General features: G+C 51.7%; 18 protein-coding genes. 2 read left to right on the plus strand and 16 right to left on the minus strand.

The window, feature by feature from the left end; translation table 11 throughout:
* Positions 1 to 156 precede the first annotated feature (156 nt).
* Positions 157 to 282: a hypothetical protein gene (locus tag PCH01S_RS31420; RefSeq protein WP_255246844.1), complete on the minus strand. Its 126-nt coding sequence runs from the start codon at positions 280 to 282 to the stop codon at positions 157 to 159.
* A gap of 476 nt (positions 283 to 758) precedes the next feature.
* On the opposite strand from PCH01S_RS31420, the gene PCH01S_RS16990 reads away from it, so the two are divergent.
* On the plus strand, positions 759 to 1,580 hold the full coding sequence (locus PCH01S_RS16990; RefSeq protein WP_042231094.1) for an SDR family NAD(P)-dependent oxidoreductase: 822 nt from the start codon (positions 759 to 761) through the stop codon (positions 1,578 to 1,580).
* Between the two features lie 104 nt (positions 1,581 to 1,684).
* On the opposite strand, the gene PCH01S_RS16995 is transcribed toward PCH01S_RS16990, so the two are convergent.
* Positions 1,685 to 2,374 (minus strand): GNAT family N-acetyltransferase, encoded by a 690-nt coding sequence (locus PCH01S_RS16995; RefSeq protein ID WP_241688828.1) that lies wholly within the window; start codon positions 2,372 to 2,374, stop codon positions 1,685 to 1,687.
* An 82-nt stretch (positions 2,375 to 2,456) separates the two neighbouring features.
* On the minus strand, positions 2,457 to 3,905 hold the full coding sequence (gene pdxR, locus PCH01S_RS17000; protein WP_042231098.1) for a MocR-like pyridoxine biosynthesis transcription factor PdxR: 1,449 nt from the start codon (positions 3,903 to 3,905) through the stop codon (positions 2,457 to 2,459).
* 110 nt (positions 3,906 to 4,015) lie between these two features.
* On the opposite strand from pdxR, the gene PCH01S_RS17005 reads away from it, so the two are divergent.
* The gene (locus PCH01S_RS17005) at positions 4,016 to 5,194 is read left to right on the plus strand and encodes a DUF4272 domain-containing protein (protein ID WP_042231100.1); all 1,179 of its coding nucleotides are present in this window, start codon (positions 4,016 to 4,018) and stop codon (positions 5,192 to 5,194) included.
* 263 nt (positions 5,195 to 5,457) lie between these two features.
* Here the strand turns inward: PCH01S_RS17005 and PCH01S_RS17010 are convergent, their stop codons facing one another.
* The 13 genes from PCH01S_RS17010 to PCH01S_RS17070 form a co-directional block, all read right to left on the minus strand.
* The gene (locus PCH01S_RS17010; protein WP_042231103.1) at positions 5,458 to 6,036 is read right to left on the minus strand and encodes a DinB family protein; all 579 of its coding nucleotides are present in this window, start codon (positions 6,034 to 6,036) and stop codon (positions 5,458 to 5,460) included.
* A 65-nt stretch (positions 6,037 to 6,101) separates the two neighbouring features.
* Positions 6,102 to 7,049: a helix-turn-helix transcriptional regulator gene (locus PCH01S_RS17015; protein WP_042231107.1), complete on the minus strand. Its 948-nt coding sequence runs from the start codon at positions 7,047 to 7,049 to the stop codon at positions 6,102 to 6,104.
* A 276-nt stretch (positions 7,050 to 7,325) separates the two neighbouring features.
* A complete protein-coding gene (gene lepB, locus PCH01S_RS17020) occupies positions 7,326 to 8,558 on the minus strand; it encodes a signal peptidase I (protein WP_042231109.1) in 1,233 nt (410 codons plus the stop codon).
* On the minus strand, positions 8,539 to 9,084 hold the full coding sequence (locus PCH01S_RS17025) for an RNA polymerase sigma factor (protein WP_084706629.1): 546 nt from the start codon (positions 9,082 to 9,084) through the stop codon (positions 8,539 to 8,541). The genes lepB and PCH01S_RS17025 overlap by 20 nt, the downstream gene beginning before the upstream one ends.
* Positions 9,085 to 9,202: 118 nt before the next feature.
* Positions 9,203 to 10,270: a type I glyceraldehyde-3-phosphate dehydrogenase gene (gap, locus tag PCH01S_RS17030; RefSeq protein WP_042231112.1), complete on the minus strand. Its 1,068-nt coding sequence runs from the start codon at positions 10,268 to 10,270 to the stop codon at positions 9,203 to 9,205.
* A gap of 244 nt (positions 10,271 to 10,514) precedes the next feature.
* Positions 10,515 to 11,684, minus strand: a complete 1,170-nt coding sequence (locus PCH01S_RS17035) for an efflux RND transporter periplasmic adaptor subunit (protein WP_042231114.1) — start codon at positions 11,682 to 11,684, stop codon at positions 10,515 to 10,517.
* Positions 11,685 to 11,734: 50 nt separating this feature from the next.
* On the minus strand, positions 11,735 to 12,562 hold the full coding sequence (locus PCH01S_RS17040; protein ID WP_042231207.1) for a carbohydrate ABC transporter permease: 828 nt from the start codon (positions 12,560 to 12,562) through the stop codon (positions 11,735 to 11,737).
* A 56-nt stretch (positions 12,563 to 12,618) separates the two neighbouring features.
* The gene (locus PCH01S_RS17045; RefSeq protein ID WP_042231115.1) at positions 12,619 to 13,512 is read right to left on the minus strand and encodes a carbohydrate ABC transporter permease; all 894 of its coding nucleotides are present in this window, start codon (positions 13,510 to 13,512) and stop codon (positions 12,619 to 12,621) included.
* A 20-nt stretch (positions 13,513 to 13,532) separates the two neighbouring features.
* Positions 13,533 to 14,933 (minus strand): ABC transporter substrate-binding protein, encoded by a 1,401-nt coding sequence (locus PCH01S_RS17050; protein ID WP_042231117.1) that lies wholly within the window; start codon positions 14,931 to 14,933, stop codon positions 13,533 to 13,535.
* A 30-nt stretch (positions 14,934 to 14,963) separates the two neighbouring features.
* Positions 14,964 to 15,632: an N-acetylmuramoyl-L-alanine amidase family protein gene (locus PCH01S_RS17055; RefSeq protein WP_241688827.1), complete on the minus strand. Its 669-nt coding sequence runs from the start codon at positions 15,630 to 15,632 to the stop codon at positions 14,964 to 14,966.
* A gap of 237 nt (positions 15,633 to 15,869) precedes the next feature.
* The gene (locus PCH01S_RS17060) at positions 15,870 to 16,622 is read right to left on the minus strand and encodes a hypothetical protein (RefSeq protein WP_042231122.1); all 753 of its coding nucleotides are present in this window, start codon (positions 16,620 to 16,622) and stop codon (positions 15,870 to 15,872) included.
* On the minus strand, positions 16,619 to 18,058 hold the full coding sequence (locus tag PCH01S_RS17065; RefSeq protein WP_042231124.1) for a sensor histidine kinase: 1,440 nt from the start codon (positions 18,056 to 18,058) through the stop codon (positions 16,619 to 16,621). Before PCH01S_RS17065 ends, PCH01S_RS17060 begins: the two co-directional genes overlap by 4 nt.
* Before the next feature lie 3 nt (positions 18,059 to 18,061).
* Entirely contained in the window at positions 18,062 to 18,718 is a 657-nt protein-coding gene (locus tag PCH01S_RS17070; RefSeq protein ID WP_042231126.1) for a response regulator transcription factor, read from the minus strand.
* Positions 18,719 to 18,746: the final 28 nt, after the last annotated feature.

Below are 18,746 nucleotides of genomic sequence, written 5' to 3' on the forward strand. Positions count from 1 at the left end.
AATTCCCTAACACCCTACTGAATTTTAAAGACACACTCTCAGCCAGCCGACTATCAAACCAATCGACATCCGACCAGAAATGAACATATTCGTTCATCTGAAGCTGCGTAGTCTGTAGTCCTTCCTTTGGAAAGTCTTCGAACTTGACACGATTGTTCAATCCGAAAGCACCTTAAAACCGACAATTTCAGCTCCGTCGACGGTCATGCCCTCACAAAGTTCTTTTAGAAACTCAATTTCCTCGATTTCTTCCGCTGAAAAATCGATACCGTTCAGTTGCATGGATCTAACCCTACTTTTCCAATTTGTATTGGTACAACAAACTCACACCCTTAAATACATAAATGCGTGCACATTCGGGACAGCGCCATACGTCATATTTAGGCTCAAAATCATAGATATCTGCTCCTTCGTGCACTTTTTCTTGTATGGAATCCCATTCGTAATCCGTAAAAAGAATCAATTCGATGTCGTTAGGACATCTCGAATTGGATAAACCTTTACCGCAATCGCATCTAAATACGGCCATATGCTGCTCCCCTTTTCTAAAACGTCCGCTCTCCCACGTCTCAATGTTCTTCCACCTAGTATAGCATCCCGTGTCACAAAACCGTTTCCTTTCGTACATATTTCTGCCAATATTCCCTTCTTCAATTGTGAGCGTTATCATGGAATAATTTAGGTAACAGCATGATGACCGATCCGCTTCCGAAGCTTTTGAACTGTCCTTGTTCACATTTTACGGGAGGTGTTGGTTTATGCACAATCCGCTCAAAACGGCCATCGTAACGGGCGGGGCATCCGGTATCGGGCGCGCCCTTTGCAAGCAGTTAGCCGCGAAAAACATCTACGTGGTCATTGCGGACATTCATGCCGCGCAAGGAGAAGAGCTGGCGAAAGAAATCGCCGGTAAGGGAGGTCTGGCACGGTTTTTTCCGCTGGACGTAACGGACGCTTCCCAGGTCCGCAAGGTTATTCAAGAAACGGCCGGTGAGTTCGGGCGGCTGGATTATTTGTTTAACAACGCGGGAATTTCGATGTACGGGGAATTTCAGGATATGAGTCTGAATGACTGGAATAAAATTGTGGCGGTCAACTTCTGGGGTGTCCTTTACGGCACTCATGCGGCCTATCCCATTATGCAGAAGCAGGGCTTCGGCCATATCGTCAATACGGCATCGGCTGCCGGACTCGGTCCGACTCCAATGGTGTCGGCTTATACCGCTACCAAGCATGCGGTTGTCGGCTTCACGACCTCGCTGCACTACGAAGCGGAAATGCACGGGATTAAGGTCACGACGCTCTGCCCCGGACATGTCGATACGGCGATTTACGAGAACGGCTACGCCATCAAGCTCGATAAGGAACGGATCAACGCGTCGGTGAAGCAGCGCAAAATGATGAGTCCGGACCAATTCGCCGCGCTAGCTCTAAAAGGGATCGAGAAGAACAAAGTTCTCGTCTGCCCGGTCCCGCTCCGCATCACGACGAAAGTGTTCTTCCACCTCTTCCCCGCCATGGAAAGAAAGCTGATGCGGCTGGTATGCAGAGTAATGAGAGAGGCAAAGCCGGCGAATTAAGCCGTTAAAAAGATCCTTTTCCACCTAACCTCGGGTTAGGAGAAGAAGGATCTTTTTTTGCGTAAACGGGGTGAGGACTCTATAGGAGCAGCCCCGCCCAAACTCTACAGTCCGTGAAGTTCCCGGTACTCGTGTTCGAGGATCGCCATCAGAATCGAGTCGTGGTACTTGTGATTATAGTAGAGGGCATCTTTCTGCACGCCTTCTTTTTTGAAGCCGATTTTCTCGTACACGTGGAGGGCACGCTCGTTATAGGCAAATACGTTCAGCTCGATCCGGTGCAGATTCACGATGCCGAATCCGTAATCCAGCATAAGGTTGAGCGCTTCCGTGCCGCAGCCTTTGCCCTGGTTTCTGCTGCTGTCGATGGAGATGCGGATGCCCGCGCTGCGGTTGTAGCTGTCGATATCCTGCAGGGCGATGTCCCCGATCACTTCGTCGGTTTCGGTCAGGGCGATCAGCAGCAGAATGCTTGACGTATCCTGCGCTTTTCCTTCGATATATCGCTCGATCTGGTTTCTTGTAAAATGTTTCTGCGTACCCGTCAATTTGCGGGTTTGCGGCTGAAACAACTGCTGGAAATACGTCTCCGTGTCCCCGGTATCAATGGGACGCAAATAGACCTTTTCCCCTTCCAGAAAACGTACGGGCACCGGGGCTCCGGCTTTGTTCGAGCAGTTGCTTTTTTGCCGGTCCGGCTCGGTACTCCCAGGTCCTTTCACGTGTTCGTTCACAGGATTAATCACGGCTCTATTCACAGGCTCGCTCACTGATTCATTCACTGATTCATTCATTGCTTTCAAAACCTCCATAGATCATGTCTATCTCCGTTATACCAGCAAACTATCTATTTCAAAATGAACAGATTTGTAAAATTTAAGACGACAGATTAGCATCACCGAACCACGCTTCTTTCAGTTTCCGCATACCCGGCTCGATGTCCTCTTCCGCAATCCCGCTGAATCCGACCATAAAATCTTTCTCGCCATCCGGCGGAACCGTCCCCGGCCAGTAAAACGCCGCCGATGACACATGAACGCCGTCCGCTTCCGCCAGCCGGAGCAGTTCCGCCTCCGGCCGTTCGTCGCGCACGCGGAGCACGATGTGGAACCCGGCGTCCCTGCCGATCACCGCAGCCCGGCTGCCGAAAATACGCCCGACGGCTGCCGTCAGCCTGTCGTGCTTTTTCCGGTAAAGCTTGCGCATTCTGCGCACATGCTTCTCCAGATAGCCCCGCTCCATAAAAAGAGCCAGCGTATGCTGATGCAGCCTGGAGGCGGACTGTTCGAACATCATCTCTCTGCGCAGCGCGTCGAAAAGCGGCACGAGCTTATCCGGCAGCACCATATAACTGACGCAGAGAGCCGGGGCCATAATTTGGCCGAAGCCGCCCAAATAAATGACGGGAGCGCCGGGAACGAGGGCCTGTAGAGCCGGAACGGGACGCCCGTGGTAGCGGAATTCCCCGTCGTAGTCGTCTTCGAGGATGAAGCCGTCCGTATCGCGCGCCCACTGGAGCAGCTTCAGCCGCTTAGAGACCGGCATCACCATGCCGCGCGGAAACTGATGCGAAGGCGTGACGGTGACGAGACGGGCCCCGGCGGCGTGAAGCCGTTCGACGTCGATGCCGTCCGCTTCCAGCGGCACAGGCAAGATCTCATAGCCCGCCCGGCCGAAAATCGACGGGATAAGCGGGTACCCGGGGTTCTCTACGGCGAGCCGCGAACCGTACCGCTTCAAAATCTGGCTCAAGACGACGCCCAAATTAAACTGGTCGGCTCCGACGACAACCTGCCCCGGGGAACATTCCACGCCCCGCATCTGCCGGAGGTAGGCGGCGATTTGTTCCCTCAGCCTGCGCTCGCCTCTCGGATCGCCGAAGAACAGCAGGTTCTCGTTGTCCGGAGCGAGCATTTCGTTCGCAAGCTTTTTCCAGGTCCCGTATGGAAAAGCCGTGAAGTCGTTTCGCGACAAATGAAAATCGTAGCGGAACCTGCGTTTCCTGGCCGCGTCAGGCTCCTCTTCCTGAACTAGCGGGAGCTCCCCCATGTGTAATGAGCCGAGTTTCCCATAGGGCTCGGGGAGCTTTTCCACGTAATAGCCGCTCTTGGGCCTGCTCGCGATATAGCCTTCCGAAAGAAGCTGATGGTAAGCCGATTCGACCGGCGTCGTGCTCAACCCGAGAAAACCGGCCAGTTTGCGGATAGACGGCAGACGGGTATGTTCGGCGATCTCGCCCCGGATAATGCCTGTCTTAATATGAAGGTAGAGCTGCATATACAGCGGCTGAGGATCCCGCTCGTCCAGCTTAGGGTAACCAATCACGTGAATCCTTCCTATCTTTCTAGGTTTAATGCTAGAATACCACATTTTACAACTTTACCGGTTTTTCGGTATGATGATAGGGTTAACGACGCGATGAGAGGAAGTGCAGCATGAATCAATGTACGCTTTATATCTCGATAAAAGGGTATGAAAAAATAACGGAAGCCATCCGCACCGCCTTCGGGGACAAGCAGGTTCAGATGTCTCCGGACGGGAACCAGATTACCGTTGTGGATAAAAAGCTTTTCAGCAAAACGACCGTTACGTTTTCCCTGATGACGCTGGACGGCAATCCGGGCGAATTCGAGCCGATGATCCGGGGCATGTACGGCTTTTTCAGCCAGATCGAAACGCCGCACGAACACATTCAAGCCAAAGTGCTCAAGCAGATTTCCGCTCTTAACGCGGCTGTCGGCATCGTCTCTTCCAAGGAGATCGACCCGAACACCCTGAACCGGATATTGGAAGCGGCGTCCCGCGTGCATGCCGTCTTGTTCCTGCCGACCGGCCAACTATTGAACCCGGAGGGCCAGGTGGTGTTGAGCGCACAGGGCGAGTCCGAGGTAGAAGATTTCACCGTCACGGTCAGCACGGATCTGATCGACGCCCATATTCAGTCGTCTCCGTCCGCGGAAGCGCGGAAAGAACGGAATATGGCTCTGCTGACGGAACAGGGCGTGCCTGTCATCGAGCATTTGCCGGTCATCGACGGGGATGAATTCGCCGCTGTCCGGACCAAAGAAGAAATCGCCGCGCGTGCAACCGCTCTATGCATGGTCGCCATGTACGGCGCGGATGTTGCCGAAGACACGGACACCAAAGAAGCGAAGGAGTTTATCGAGGGCGTTATCGAGCTTTACGGCGCTTCCTCTTTCTTTACGGAGAAGGAACGGGCTTTCCTTGAAAGCGATTCGCCCGATCCGACGGATGCCATCCAGTTCGCCTGGATGTACGAATGCTACTGGGTTCTGCTTTGGTCTCTCGGGTATGCGGAAGAACTGGGCTATCCCGATTCCGTATGCGACGTTCAAGCCGCCGTGGACGCTTTGAGGCTGGCCGGGAATTTTGAAACGTTCCTTGAGCAGGCAAAAGTCCGGTCGAAAGCAGACATTCTCGAGGAAGCGGACCGGATTTACCGCTATGACTGGGCCTGCGTAGATGCCCGGATCAAAGGTAATCCCGCCCCGGCCGGACTGAACGACGGCGTCGTTCTGGAAAGGCACCGGGCTTTGAACTGGCTGGTCCGCTATATGGATGCGGAGTGGGATGACGTAAGCACCGATACGTAGGCGCGGGACGAGGCAGCATGCATGGTTGACCAATCACGCCGCCCTATACAAAAAGGAGCAGCTCTTTATGAGCCTGCTCCTTTTTGGGCTGCACTGCACGACTGACAGGCCGCTTTTGATCTTATCCGGCTTTCCGGTCATCGTCTGTCCTTGGCAGATGCAGGCGGCCGCCTCTTATGCGAACCCCGGGTTCCCCATTGCCTATGAATTCCCGGCGGGAAATTCGGTTTCGCATGAAGGCGTCTTGCCTCCCTCCGCACCTATCAGGCCTCGGAAGCTTCCTTTGTCCCCCGCAAAAAGGCGTCCAAACGCTCCTTCTGGCGCAGATGGTGGCGGTAGTGCATCTCCACCAGCGCGAACCATTCCACCGCGTTCAATTCACCGAAGCCCGGGTGCGTCACCGTATTGGCGGTTGGAATATCGGCCAGCGTCGGCTGGATAGCTCGCATGGCGCGAATGACGTCACGAAGGCCGCTTACGAGCTGCTCTTTGCTTTCCGGTTGAAGCGGCGTGTATTCCTTGGACGGCGGAACCTGAATCCGGATCGGCGGGTAGCTGCCTCGGGCGTAAGCCTCTACGCCGCTCTCCGTTTTCCCGGCCGCTTCTTCCGAACCGGACGAATTGCGGCAGGCCTCCATAATAGGCAGATGCCGGTACAAAACCGATTGGATCAAATGCACGTACATTTGCCCCAGCGACCACTGATCTTCATCGGGCTTGCGGGTCAGCTCTTCCAGGCTGTAATTCTCCAATTGCTGAATATAGGTTTCGGTCAATTGTTCGAAGCGGTTCAGGATGTCGATCGTGTTGAGCCTCTGGCTTTGGTTCTGGTTCGTTTGCATGGGTTGTTCTCTCCTTTAAGATGAAGTTGAACCCAGTATACAAGAGCGCTGCTGACAACAGTATGTCAGTAGCGTTTTGCCATGCGCCGAATTTCTTCCCGCAGCCGAACGCGCAGCGATTCGGGCTCCAGCACTTCAACACCCGCTCCCCAGCTCAATACCCAATGGAGGATTTCCTCGGGCGATCTGACCTTTAACGTGACGAGCAGGCCCTGCTCCACATTTTGCGTTTCTTCTATATAATAGTAGTTCGTTTCCCGAACCCGGTTCGCAAGCTCGCGGCGAAAAAGCAGGCGGACTTCCCCCTGCCGGTCATCCGCCGGCTTGTACAACCGGAGGTCGAACTCTTCCGGCTTCTCGAAGACGGTCTCCAGCAGCGTAAGCTCGCTGATCCGGGACAGCCGGAAATGCCGGACCTCCTGCCGGAGCCGGCAGAAGGCGATCAGCATCCACGCGCTGTTCAAGTAGACCAGCCCGTAAGGATCGGCTTCGCGCACCGTCAGCCGTTCGCCTCCCGGCATGGCCGTATCCTTCGCCGCGTAGGCAAAGCGCACCGTGCGCTCCTGCAGCACCGCGCCGCGCAGCAGAGCCAGCGCCGCCGCTCCGTTACCGGCGGCGCTTCCCGGGCCCGCGAGGAGCTTCATGCCCTCGCGGTGCCTCTGGGACTCCCGGCGCACTCGATCCGGGAGCACGCCCTCGAGCTTGGCCCGCGCGGCACCCGCCTGGGCGCGGGAAGCCTCGTCGAACTGCTGCTCGACGAACTCGAGACCGAGCAGCAGGGTGACGGCTTCTTCCGCCGTGAAGCTGACCGGCGGCAGGAAGTAGCCTTCGACGAGCGAGTACCCTTGTCCCGGCGCCCCGACGACCGGGACACCCGCTTCGCAGAGCGCCTGCATGTCGCGGTAGATCGTGCGCACGCTCGTCTCGAAGGCTGCGGCGAGATCTTCCGCGCGCTGAGTGCCCTTGCGCTGGAGCCGCAAAATGATCGCCAGCATGCGGTCCGTTTTGTTCATAACGTGAAGCCCCCTTGTCGCTAACGTGTCGGATAGTTACTCCTATCGTAACCCCGGCGGCGGGAGTGTGCCAGCTTTTCTTACTTGCAAAGAAAGGAAGAAAGAGCCGTGGCCACTTCCGGCCGCCAGCTCTTTCCCTGTTTTGTTGCCTGTTCGCGGTAAGTCGAGTTTACGCGATTGATATCGGCAGAAGAATCGTTTCCTCCCGGCAGCTTATGGTTTACCGTCTCTCGGTTCGATCATTTATACCTGCTGCGCTTTCTATGATCTCCATAGCTACTCGGCGTTAACAAACAGACTTGCGAAAAATTTCCCGCCCAAATAAATATCGAGGCGCCACTGTTCGCTTTCGTCCAGCTTGATAAGCGAGGGCAGGCTCGCATCCGCCCCGTTTAACGGACCGTAAGCCGGCCCCCACTCGTATTCCCATATGACACTGCCGTCTTCCTGCAGCAGCACCGGTTTTTTAACGCCGTCACTCGTATGAACGCCTTCGATCCGCAAATTTTTGCCTTCGAACTCTTCCCGGGCACCCCAGAAATGCCAGACGATTTTATTAGGGGTGGAGGTAGAAATTCGACCGTTCAAGATGCCGAGCTTACCCGGAATTCCGGTAAACCACATATTTCCGGAGCCAAAGGTCTGGTGAGGACTGCGGGCTCCGGCTTCGTCGTATCCGAGTACTTTTCCCTGTATGTTCCCCTGCGTCAAGGCCCCGAACTCCCGGCTGTCATGGCTCTTCGACCAGAAATCTCCCAGGACGAAGAGAGACCCGTCCGGCACTGTCATCTCCGCCATATTCGCGTTGAAATAGTTTTTCGTATCTTTCACACAGTCTGGGGGACAGGCATCCTTTCTGCCAGATGCCTTCATGTTCTTGAAGTATGCGGCTTCGTCCAGCCCAACAATCTTCGCCTGTCCGTAGAACGTATCCAGCTTCTTCCCGTTCACGTAAACCCGGCCTTTCTCGATCTTAATCTTCTCCCCCGGCAGACCGATCACACGGGCTGTTTGAGAGTCCGACCCGCTGATTTCGGGATTGGGCGTAAACCCGGGAATGGCCGGCAGCCGGTAATACAGCATATCTCCACGGCGGAACTGCTGTACCATCTTAAACCGGGGATCGACGACTAACCTCCCGTAACCGCCGCTATAGTATTCCATTTTCTGGCCGACCATGCTCATCGAATAATCGTCTACCAGCATCAAACCTTCTTTCGCTTCTACACGCTGGGGATACAGGGGTGTCGTTAAGTCCCGGATCGTTCCGTTCGCTTTATCCCCGAGAGGCCCCATAAACAGAACGGCACAACAAACGAGCAAGGCAGTCAAAGCCGTTCCCGCCAGATAGAGCCGCTTGCGTCGACTTGCGGGCCTGCCCGCTTCAAGACCGCCCCCGTTCCATACCTTCCGTTCCACGGCATCCATCGACTCCGTTCCGAACATCGGCTTGTTAAAAGGCCTCTCCGAAAGCTCAAACGGATCCGTCTCAATTTCCGTTTTCCTCATACCGGAATCCTCCTTTCGCTAGTTGAGCCGCTTTCCGGCGCGCTCTATGGATGCGGGACTTTACCGTCCCTTCCGAAATTCCCAGGGCGGCCGCTATTTCCGCCACCGTCATCCCGTGCATCGATTGCAGCACCAGCACCTCCCTGTAGGGGGCGGGAAGCTCCAGCACGATTTTCCATGCCTCATCGGCCAAGTGGCGTTCCAGAAATTCGCTTTCGGCGGATGGACTTTCTCCCCGGACGTAGTCGGCCAGGATCACCCGCCGAAAAAAAGCTTTTCTCCGATACGAATACGAGGTATTCCGGGTGATTTTCAGCAGCCAAGTCTTCACACTGCATTCGCCCCGGAAGGAACCGACGCTGCGGAACGCTTTTACAAACACATCCTGCGCGATGTCGTCGGCAAGGTCCCGTTTTTTCGTTAAAAAATACGCATAGTTCCATACGTCTTCCCCGTGCTGTTCCATTAAGGTTCTTAAATCGGACGGATGAAGTTCGGACACGTACTTCAAATACTCGTCGTCCACGGGCTCCCCCCTTTCTTATCTGAACAAACAGACTCCCCGCAAAAGAAAAAGTTCCCGCTTTAGGGAACTTTGTACATTTTATTTTCTGTTTTTAGTTTATCATACAGAGCACGGGAAGTTAGGCGAACATGCTGCTGACCTCGGCATCGCGGGACTGAATGGTCTTGGCTTTGTCCCGCATAAGCTCTGCCAGCTCCACGACACGGCAGGCGTAAGCCCATTCGTTGTCATACCAGGCGAGCACTTTGATCTGATCGCCCATCGTCATCAGGGAGAGACCGTCTACGACAGCGGAATTCGGGCAGCCCACATAATCGACGGACACGAGCGGCTCGTCGGAATAGGCGACATAAGGAGCCATGGAGTCTGCGGCCGCGCTTTTGAAAGCCGCTTGGATCTCGTCCAGCCCGGCCGGACGGGACACTTTTACCGTCAAATCGACGAGGGAAACGTCCTGGGTCGGCACGCGCAGGGAAACGCCCTGAACATGAGCCGCCAAGTGAGGCAGGACATCTGTAAGCGCTTTACCCACACCCGTCGTGGTAGGAACGATCGACTCCGTGCACGCCCGCGCTCTGCGCAAATCGTTGTGCGGATTGTCCAGATGCTTCTGATCCGACGTATACGAATGCACCGTACTCATCCAACCGCTCTGTACGCCGAACGCCTGATCCAGAATATGAAGCACGGGAGCGACGCAGTTCGTCGTGCAGGATGCGGCGGATACAAGAGTATGCTTGATCGGATCATAGAGGTGGTCGTTGACGCCCATCACGACGGTGAAATCCATCTGCTTGCCGGGCGCGGTAATGAGAACTCGGGAAGCTCCGGCGCTCAGATGTCTCTGAGAACCTTGACGGTCGTTGAATTTACCGGTGGCGTCAATGACGAGATCGACTCCCATCTGTTCCCACAAAATGTTTTCCGGTTCCCTTTCGTACGTCAGCCGGATAGATTGCCCGTTAATGACCAGGCACCCGTCGGCGATCGTCACATCCGCGTCCCATCTTCCGTGGACCGAATCGTATTTTAAAAGGTGAGCCAGCGTCTCCGCCGGATAAATGGTATTGATCGCCTTGAGCGGAGAAGTCTGCCCTTTATCCGAAAACATTTTCCGGACGACAAGACGTCCGATTCTCCCCATCCCGCTGATCCCGATTCCTCTAATTCCTGCAGCCTGTGACAAGCTAACTCCTCCTCCGTAAGGTGAAATGTTAAGTTGATTCGTATGGATCGCTTAATTAGTACATCACAATTATAATTTATGACGTCATAAAAGACAATAGTATGTTTCTATTGTTTATATATGAGTATTATACATGGGTTAATTAAATCAAAAAAAAGAGAGAGTCCCTAAAGATCTCTCTCTCCCACCGCTAACGTTTCGGTTCCGTTTCTTTGACTCCTTCGGATCTCAACCTCATCCGTCCTTATTGCATCCGCACCTTATCGCCATCCTGCAAAGGCTCGCTGCTCTCGACTACGATTTGCTGTTGTTCGAACAGGCCTTGGGTGACCATCGATACTTTATCATCCGAGTCAGTGACGGTGATGGATGTTCTGTGGATGTAAAAGGCGTTGCCAAGCGGACCGTTTCTTTCTTCGATTGTGAAAACGTATTTTCCGGTGTTATCTTCGTGAATGGCTTTATTGGCTACCAGTAGTATATCGGGATCTGTCGCTCTGCTCAGTTCCACCCGGACACCGGCGCCTTCCTTCAAGCCCGTGCCTGTACCCTGCATTGTCACCAGAAGACGCTTCGTTGGCAAATTCATGGCCGTTTTACCGCCCTCACCGGTGCTGCCTTCCTCTGTCTTGCTTGGATCCGGGATACCGGGCTCGCGGATTTCCGAAATTTGACCTTCGATTTTTTCGGCAGCAGGCCCATCCACTTGAACTTCCAGCTTGTCTCCCGTTTTTAACTCGGCAGCGGTATCGACCGGGACTGACAGCTCAAATTCAAAACCGAGGCTTTCGTCGGATAGGCGGACATCATAGCCTCCATTTTCGGAGGAAAGCCCCTCCTTGGCGATTACCTTCGTGACGATTCCGTTGAACGGAGCCGTCAACTTGACGTTCTTTTTCAGCTTTTCCTGAAGATTTTGTATTTTCCGCTGCTGGACTTCCAGATCGATTTTATGAATGTCCATGGCACGCTTGGCGTCCTCAATGCTTTTCTCTTCTCCGTTCTGGGACGCCTCGATAAAATGACTTTGCAGTTCTTCCATAGTAAGCTTGAGCTTATTAAGACCGGCTTGCTGGTCCAGGATATCCTGCTCCGCATCATGGCTGTCGTAAGTCACCAGCGTCTGCCCTTTCTTGACGCGATCCCCTTCCTTCACTTCTACCTTCTTCACTTTCCACCCCGTGCTGTTCGTTAAGGTGATTTCAGCCCTCCACTTGATGACGCCGCTGCCTTTGAACTTATGAACAAGCTGTCCCCGGCTCGGCACTACAACCGCGACCTTAGGGATAGTCAAAGCCATAAACGTGTTGCTGAGCAGCGTAAATACGACTAGAAGACCGATAAATAAACCGGAAAAGAGGCGAATTTTTCTTTTGCGTCTGTCACTCGCCTGCCCGGCATGCAGCAATTCCATTAGGACCACCTCTTACATTTCAGAAGGAGCTTTTGACTCGCGGGTTCCGGCTATCCTTTAATTCCCGATAACTGAATTCCTTCGATAAAATGGGACTCTGCATGTAAGAACAGCAGCACCATGGGAGTCATATACAGCACGGATGCGGCAAAAGCGACGCCCCTGGCTCCTTCGTTGATACGTGATAAATATAAAGATAACGGCTGTTTGAACGAATCCTCCAGAAAAATAAGCGGCTGCTCGACCATGTTCCAGTTGTCAACAAACAGCAGGACGATCAACCCGGCGATTCCAGGCTGAATGAGAGGAAGAATAATTTTGTAAAAAATCCTCAGGTGCCCGGCCCCATCCATTTGGGCGGCTTCGATATAGGAATTCGGAATATGCAGCATGAATTGTCTAAGCATAAAAACGCCGAAAGCGCTGAAGATTCCCGGCAAAATAATGGCGGATGCCGAGTTCAGAAGCCCAAGCTTCTGAGCCATCATGTAATTGGGAACGAGGGTCACCTGAAACGGCATCAGCATCGTCATGAGATACACGACAAACAGCTTATCCCGCCCCCAAAACCGGAGTTTGGCAAAAGCGTAACCGGCCATAGAGGCGACCAGTGCTTGCCCAGCGATGATAGGCACGACCAGTCCGGCGGAGTTCCAGAACATTTGGAGGAACACCGGTTTGTACACCAGCACTTCCATATATTGCTGGAACGACAGCCAGTCCGGAATCAGCTTCAGATTGACAAAGCCTTCTTCTGCCGCGGTATCGGACATTTTGCCGATGAGCTCATAATTATGGGCGATTTCACTCTCCGTCATAAGCGAGTTTACAAAGGTGACCCCAATGGGAAACAGCATCGCTGCGGCGATAACTGCCATCACGAGCGTCAGCGAGACCTTCCGGAACAAAGTCAACGTTATCACCGTCCTTGCGTCTAATCAATGAACTGTCTAAACCGCCGTTCTATGAAAAGCATGAGGGTCACGAGGATGAGAATACAGCCTACCATTAAACTTGCCGCGGCCGTCAGCTTCTGAATATCCAGGGACAGAAACATGTTGTTCATATAATGCTGAAGCATATAAATCCGGTCGTACGGATAATCACCTGCAATCAGATACGTTTCCCGGAAAATTTTGAAGGAATTGATAATGGACATCAGAACGACCAAAAACATCGTCGGAGTCAAATACACAAGCGTTATATGAATGGTCTTGCGGAATGTTCCGGCGCCTTCGATATCCGCCGTTTCGTAATAGTCCTTCGGTATGCTTTGGAGGCCCGCCAAAAATAAAATGATGTTATACCCGATATTTTTCCAGCTGTACACGACCGCCAGCACTCCCACGGACCAGTCCGATTTCATCCAGTCGATCCGCTCCAAATGCAAGCTCTGCATCCACGCGTTCACAGAACCGTTCCAGTCGAATAAAATTTGCCAAATCATCACGACAGAAGCTGCGGGTACCACCAGCGGCAAAACAAAAGCCGTCTGCAGCCAATTCCGGATAAACAGTTTCCGGTTCAGCAAGAGAGCAGCTATCAAGGACAGGACAAGGATCAACGGTACGCTTACAAAGGTAAAAAGAAAGGTGTTGGCTGCCGCATTGCGGAAAGATCCGCTCGCCAGCAATTCCTTATAATTTTCGAGACCGACAAAAGATCCGTCAAGCGTACTGTCCTGAAAAGAGTAGAAGAACCCCATGGCAAACGGAATCAGATAAAAAATCGCAAACCCCGCTAAACTCGGTCCCAAGAAAAGAAAAACGTCTATCCAATTCTTGCCCCTTCGTTTAAACGGGTTGCTCCGATAAAGCTTGTCCGCCATGTCATCACCCCGATCCCCGATTACTCATTCAGGAAAGTTGTCACTCTGTTTTGAATTAACTTCGCCGCGGCTTCGGCTGATTTCTGCCCTTTGAAATAGGATTTGGCCTCTTCCATGATAATTTCTTCGATCTTGGAAGGTTTAAATTCGACGGGATAAATCGCTTCGGAAAGGAACCGGTCCAAATCTTGAATATCTTTGGCCGTAATGTCGAACACTTTGTCCTTCAAAACACCCATTTCCTGATCGGATTTCACTTTCCCTACTTTCAGCAGCTCCTTCACTCGCTTCTCGTAAACGGATTTATTCAGCGGAAACCCGGCATGGTCCGGCCCTTGTTGAACCTCGTCGGACAACATAAATTTAAGGAAATCCCATGCTTCCTCTTTCACGGAAGACTTTTCGTTAATCCCGATGGTTTTATACGTCCGGAAGTATCCTCCGGCTTTCTGTCCTTCCGCGTGCGGTTTAGCGTAAAGCTTGGAAGTAAACTCATACCCTTTCGATAAATACTCGCTCTGCTTCAAATCGCGGATATAATATTCCGGCGAAACGATCGATTCACTTCTGAACAAAGCCGGAACCGGCTTCTCTGTGGCGATTTGGTCATCAAAAAGGGATTTCACCTGCTTCATGAGCCCGGTAAAAGCAGCCGTCTCGAAATTCGCCTTTCTATTCACCGGATCTACAAACGCGGCATATTGCTCCTTAACCCTCTCATTCAGCAGATACTCCGGCGTACTAAATAACGCGGATTTATTCTTCGGATTCCCGTCTTTCATCAACTCTTTGGCAACGTCGGCAAATTGACTCCAATTCCAGTTCTTATCTTCGATTTTCAGTCCGCTTTTCTCTATCGCCGTTTCATTCCCGATGAATGCGTAGGTAAAGAAATTCAAGGGCATCCCGTAAACCCCGCCGTTTAACTTGACGTTGTCCAATATGTTCGTGAAATACTGCTCTCTCTTAAAGCTTGGATCTTTGTCCATCATTTCGCTCATATTGGCCAACAATTTTTTATTCACATAATTTCCGATGGGCAGTAAATCCATTTCGATCAAATCGGGACCTTTCCCGGATAATAGGGCGGTATTCGTCGTTTTTATAAATTTTTCACTATTCTCTTCTCCATGTGCATCGTCAGTCTCCACATATTTCAGCTCGATTGTGATATTCGGATGTTTCGCTTCATACCGCTTTTTGGCGTCCTTAAAGAAATCATCCGGAAAAAACGTGGAAAACACGATCGTTTTGGGGCCGCCGTCCGATTTCTTTTCTTCAATCTTTCCCCCGTCCGGACTTTCCGTTGTCTTATCCCCGTTTTGGGTTCCGGCCGCCTCTCCATTGCCCGTACGGCTGCTGCAAGCCGAGGCCGAAATCATAAGGATGACGGCGATTAAAATGAACGAAATTTTTCTCATTGAAATCCTTCCCTTCTTTTGTATACGAAGTTAAAACTCCGTGAAATATTTCTTGATTCCATTCGCAATGGCTTCAGCCGTTCGAATCTGGCGGGCTTCATTCAGCATATCCGTTTCGTTATCCGGGTTCGTGAGATACCCGACTTCCAGAAGTACAGCCGGATGTTTACTGTCTCTCAGCACCTGCCAGCCTTCCTTTTTAACACCGCGGTCCTTGAATCCGGTCGTTTTTACCAGCTGCTCATGAACCTTGTGTGCGAGCGCAGAACTATCGTCCGCATAATAAAACGTTTCGGTGCCGGATACATCGGGGTCCTTGTAGGTGTTCCCATGAATGGAGATGAATGCGTCCGCACCAAGCTCATTCGCGATTTGGGCGCGCCCCCCCAGTTCGACGAAGGTGTCATCCGTACGTGTCATAACCACGTCAAATGCCGGATCCTGCCGGAGCTGGTCGAACACCTTTTTAGAGAGCGCAAGCGTGTACGCTTTCTCCTGTTTACCGCTCACTCCCGCAGCACCGGGGTCCTTACCCCCATGCCCCGGATCGATCACGATTTTATAGCGGCTTGTCCCATTTTGCAGCGCTGCATGACTTTTGCCGGGCGAGACGGCCAATTCCGTCGAAGGTATGCTTGCACTCGCTAAAGTCAGGGACGCGGACAGCTTATATAGCGACCAGACCATTCCCGTTAACACGATTATGCTTATCCATATCGCTCGGCGGGACTGAAGTTGTTTTCTGCTGCTCCTTTTCATGCTCTCTGATTTACTCCCATTTTCTCTGACGTTCTCCTACACTCCCGGGTGGCACTCCATCAGTGTAGTACGCGATTATAGGATAAGTTAGATGGACTTATATAGAACTTGTAAAAAAGACAAAAAAGGCAGCACAAAAAAGCCGGCTGCATTTGCAGCCGGTTTTTTTGTGCTAGTCTATGAACCCGAAAAATAACCGAGTATAGCCATGATGTCCTTGCTGAATCCGATCACTTGATTCGTTCTGAGATTAACCCTGACACTGTAGGCTAACGATTCAGTTTCCTTGTTCTTGTAATACACTTCCCCAACGACGCCCTGCCGGACTATTTTCTCTTCCGGAATCAGATCGGATAAGGCATAAGCTCCCTTTTCCTGAATAAACCGGTTAGCGGTCTCGATCCTCCCGTCCGGGATTACGATCGCTTCCTTTTCAATAGGGGCCGGCCTTGAGATGTCACTGGAAACTTTCAACACCTCGCCGTCTCTCGCGTTCAGAACAAGTTCATACACTTCATCGGGATCGGCTACGCGGGTCAGGGTTACATAAAATAACCCCCCCGGGACTTTATTCAATTCCGTCTCGAAATCAATCTTTACCTTCTGATTCCGTTCCAGCATCGGTCTGACTCCGTACTCTGTCTTGCTCAGCAGATCTTCAAGCTTCTTCCGGTCCACCGCCATCAGTTCGAATCGGACTTCTTCCAACTTCAGCTTCTCGTTGTAGGTTTTGTTGACCGCATTGAGGCTGAGTGTCTTCACCGTATCCTGAGCAAGAACGCCTTCGTATTTCACTTCGCTCATTTTGTGCTCTTGCGAAATCTTTTTTACCAGGACCGTGTCTTTCTTGACCGTGTTGAACAATCCTTCGCACCCTGTCGTCAAAACCAGGAACGACGCGCATAGGACAACCGCGATGAACTTGTTCATGGATTCATTCCGCCTTTCGGATTTGTCCGGTCGAAGGTGACCCTAATCGTCGTGCCCTGATTTTCCAGACTGCTCACTTCGATCACGGCATGGTGAATACTTGCGATGCTTTGACAAATCGAGAGGCCCAGACCCGCTCCGTTGCTGCTTCTCGTTCTCGCTTTATCCGCCATATAGAAAGGTTCGAAAATTTTGTCCCGATGCTCTTCGGCAATCCCGATGCCTTGGTCAATCACTTCAAGCGTGCAGCGGCTGCCCCGCCAGTAAGTCCGAATCGTAATGCTTTGTTGTTCTGCGGAAGCTTTAAGCGCATTGTCGACCAGATTAAAAATCAACATTTTAATCAAATCCTTTTCCAGCCACAGCCTGCCCTCTTCCAAGTCGGTGACGATCGTTATCCGGTGTTCCTTGGCCATCATCGCCAAAGCAGGCTTTATTTCGGCAATGACGGTTCCCAGATCATGCTCCTCCAAGCGGAAATGATCCTCCTGAAGAAAAATCAGATCCATCAGCTTCATCGAAAGCGACTCCAGACGTTTGCCTTCCGAATAAATAACGTTCAATCCGTCCACGTACAGCGCTTCATTGTATTTGGTAGTCCTTAAGAAGTTGGCATACCCGATAATCGACGTCAACGGCGTTTTTAATTCATGGGTAAAATTATCGATAAACCTTTGTTTTTCTTCATTATGCCGCTTCAGGTCATTTATTTTTTCCTCGACAGCCGAAGCCATCTCATTAAAATTTTGTGCCAGAACGCCGATTTCATCCTTCGATTTCAGTCGGACGCGTTCCGAGAAGCCGCCCTGTGCGATAACCCGAGCCGTCCGGTTTAGGCGGTCAATCGGTTTGGTCAATCCCCTGCTCACGAAAAACATAATGAGCATGTAGAGCAAACAGGCGGCGATGTCCACTTTGATGAAAAAACCGTATTGATCCATGCGATCCTGGTATAAGGGAGTCACGTCTTTCGTGTAGGTGAACACATAGCTCTTGTGATTGATTTCCGTATGGTTCGATGTAAATAACAGGGTGCGAGTGCCGATATCCCGTAAAATATAATGGATTTCATCCATGGCCAGCTTGTCCAGTTCCTCGCGGTGCTCCGGCATTTTGAAATCGTTGTTGCTGAAAATGACCCGGTTCGTATCGTCCAAAATCTCTAAATAAATGCGCTGGTCGCTATTCTTCGCCACAAATTCATTGGCCATGTTCGTTAGTACCGTTTTCTCATAATCGATGGAATCGTAAATACGAAGAATCGGAACAATCGCATCGACGCTGGAATGAATGCTCATGTTCTGACTTAACGCGCCGTTGATTTCCTGATCCAGCATTTTCCCGTGGCTCCGCTCGATGACCATAACAGATGCCGCATTGAAGATGAAGACGAAGACCAGAATCGAAAACAAATAAATTTTCTGCCAAAATTTCATCGGTTAATCCTCCAGCCGGTAACCGATTTTGTAAATGGTCTTAATGTGATCCTGCAGGTGAAGCTTCTTGCGCAGCGATTTGATATGCATATCAACGGTTCTGGTTTCCCCGTAATAGTCGCTCCCCCAAATTTTATCAATGAATTGTTCCCGGGAGAGGGCAATGTTCTTATTTCTCAGCAGCACGATCAGCAGGTCGTACTCCTTCGGCGTCAGCTCGACGGGCTCTCCTTGCAGGGTCACTTCTCTTTTGTTCAAATCTGCCTGGAGGTTCTGAAACGCTATCACGCGTTCTTCTTTGCCGTACCTGCGCAGCACGGTTTCGATCCGGGCCAACAGCTCGATGGCTTCGAACGGTTTGACCATGTAGTCGTCCGCCCCCAGCCTCAGTCCGTTGACTTTGTCGTACACCAAATTTCTTGCCGTCAAAAAAATGACCGGAATTCCGCAGGACTTCATTTTTTCCATTAACGCAAATCCGTCCAGCTTAGGGATCATGACATCCAGCAGGATGAGATCGAATTTGTCTTGTTTTACCGCATCGAGCGCGGATATACCGTCGTAGACTTCTGCCGTCGCATAGTTCACGAGGTTGAGATTCATTTTAATGATGTTGGATATATGGATATCGTCTTCCACGATCAAAATCTTCTTTTGCATCCGGTAATCCCCTACTTTTAGTTTGAAC

Origin of the sequence: Paenibacillus chitinolyticus NBRC 15660 (genome assembly GCF_000739915.1) — a bacterium.
GTDB classification, from domain to species: Bacteria; Bacillota; Bacilli; order Paenibacillales; family NBRC-103111; genus Paenibacillus_F; species Paenibacillus_F chitinolyticus.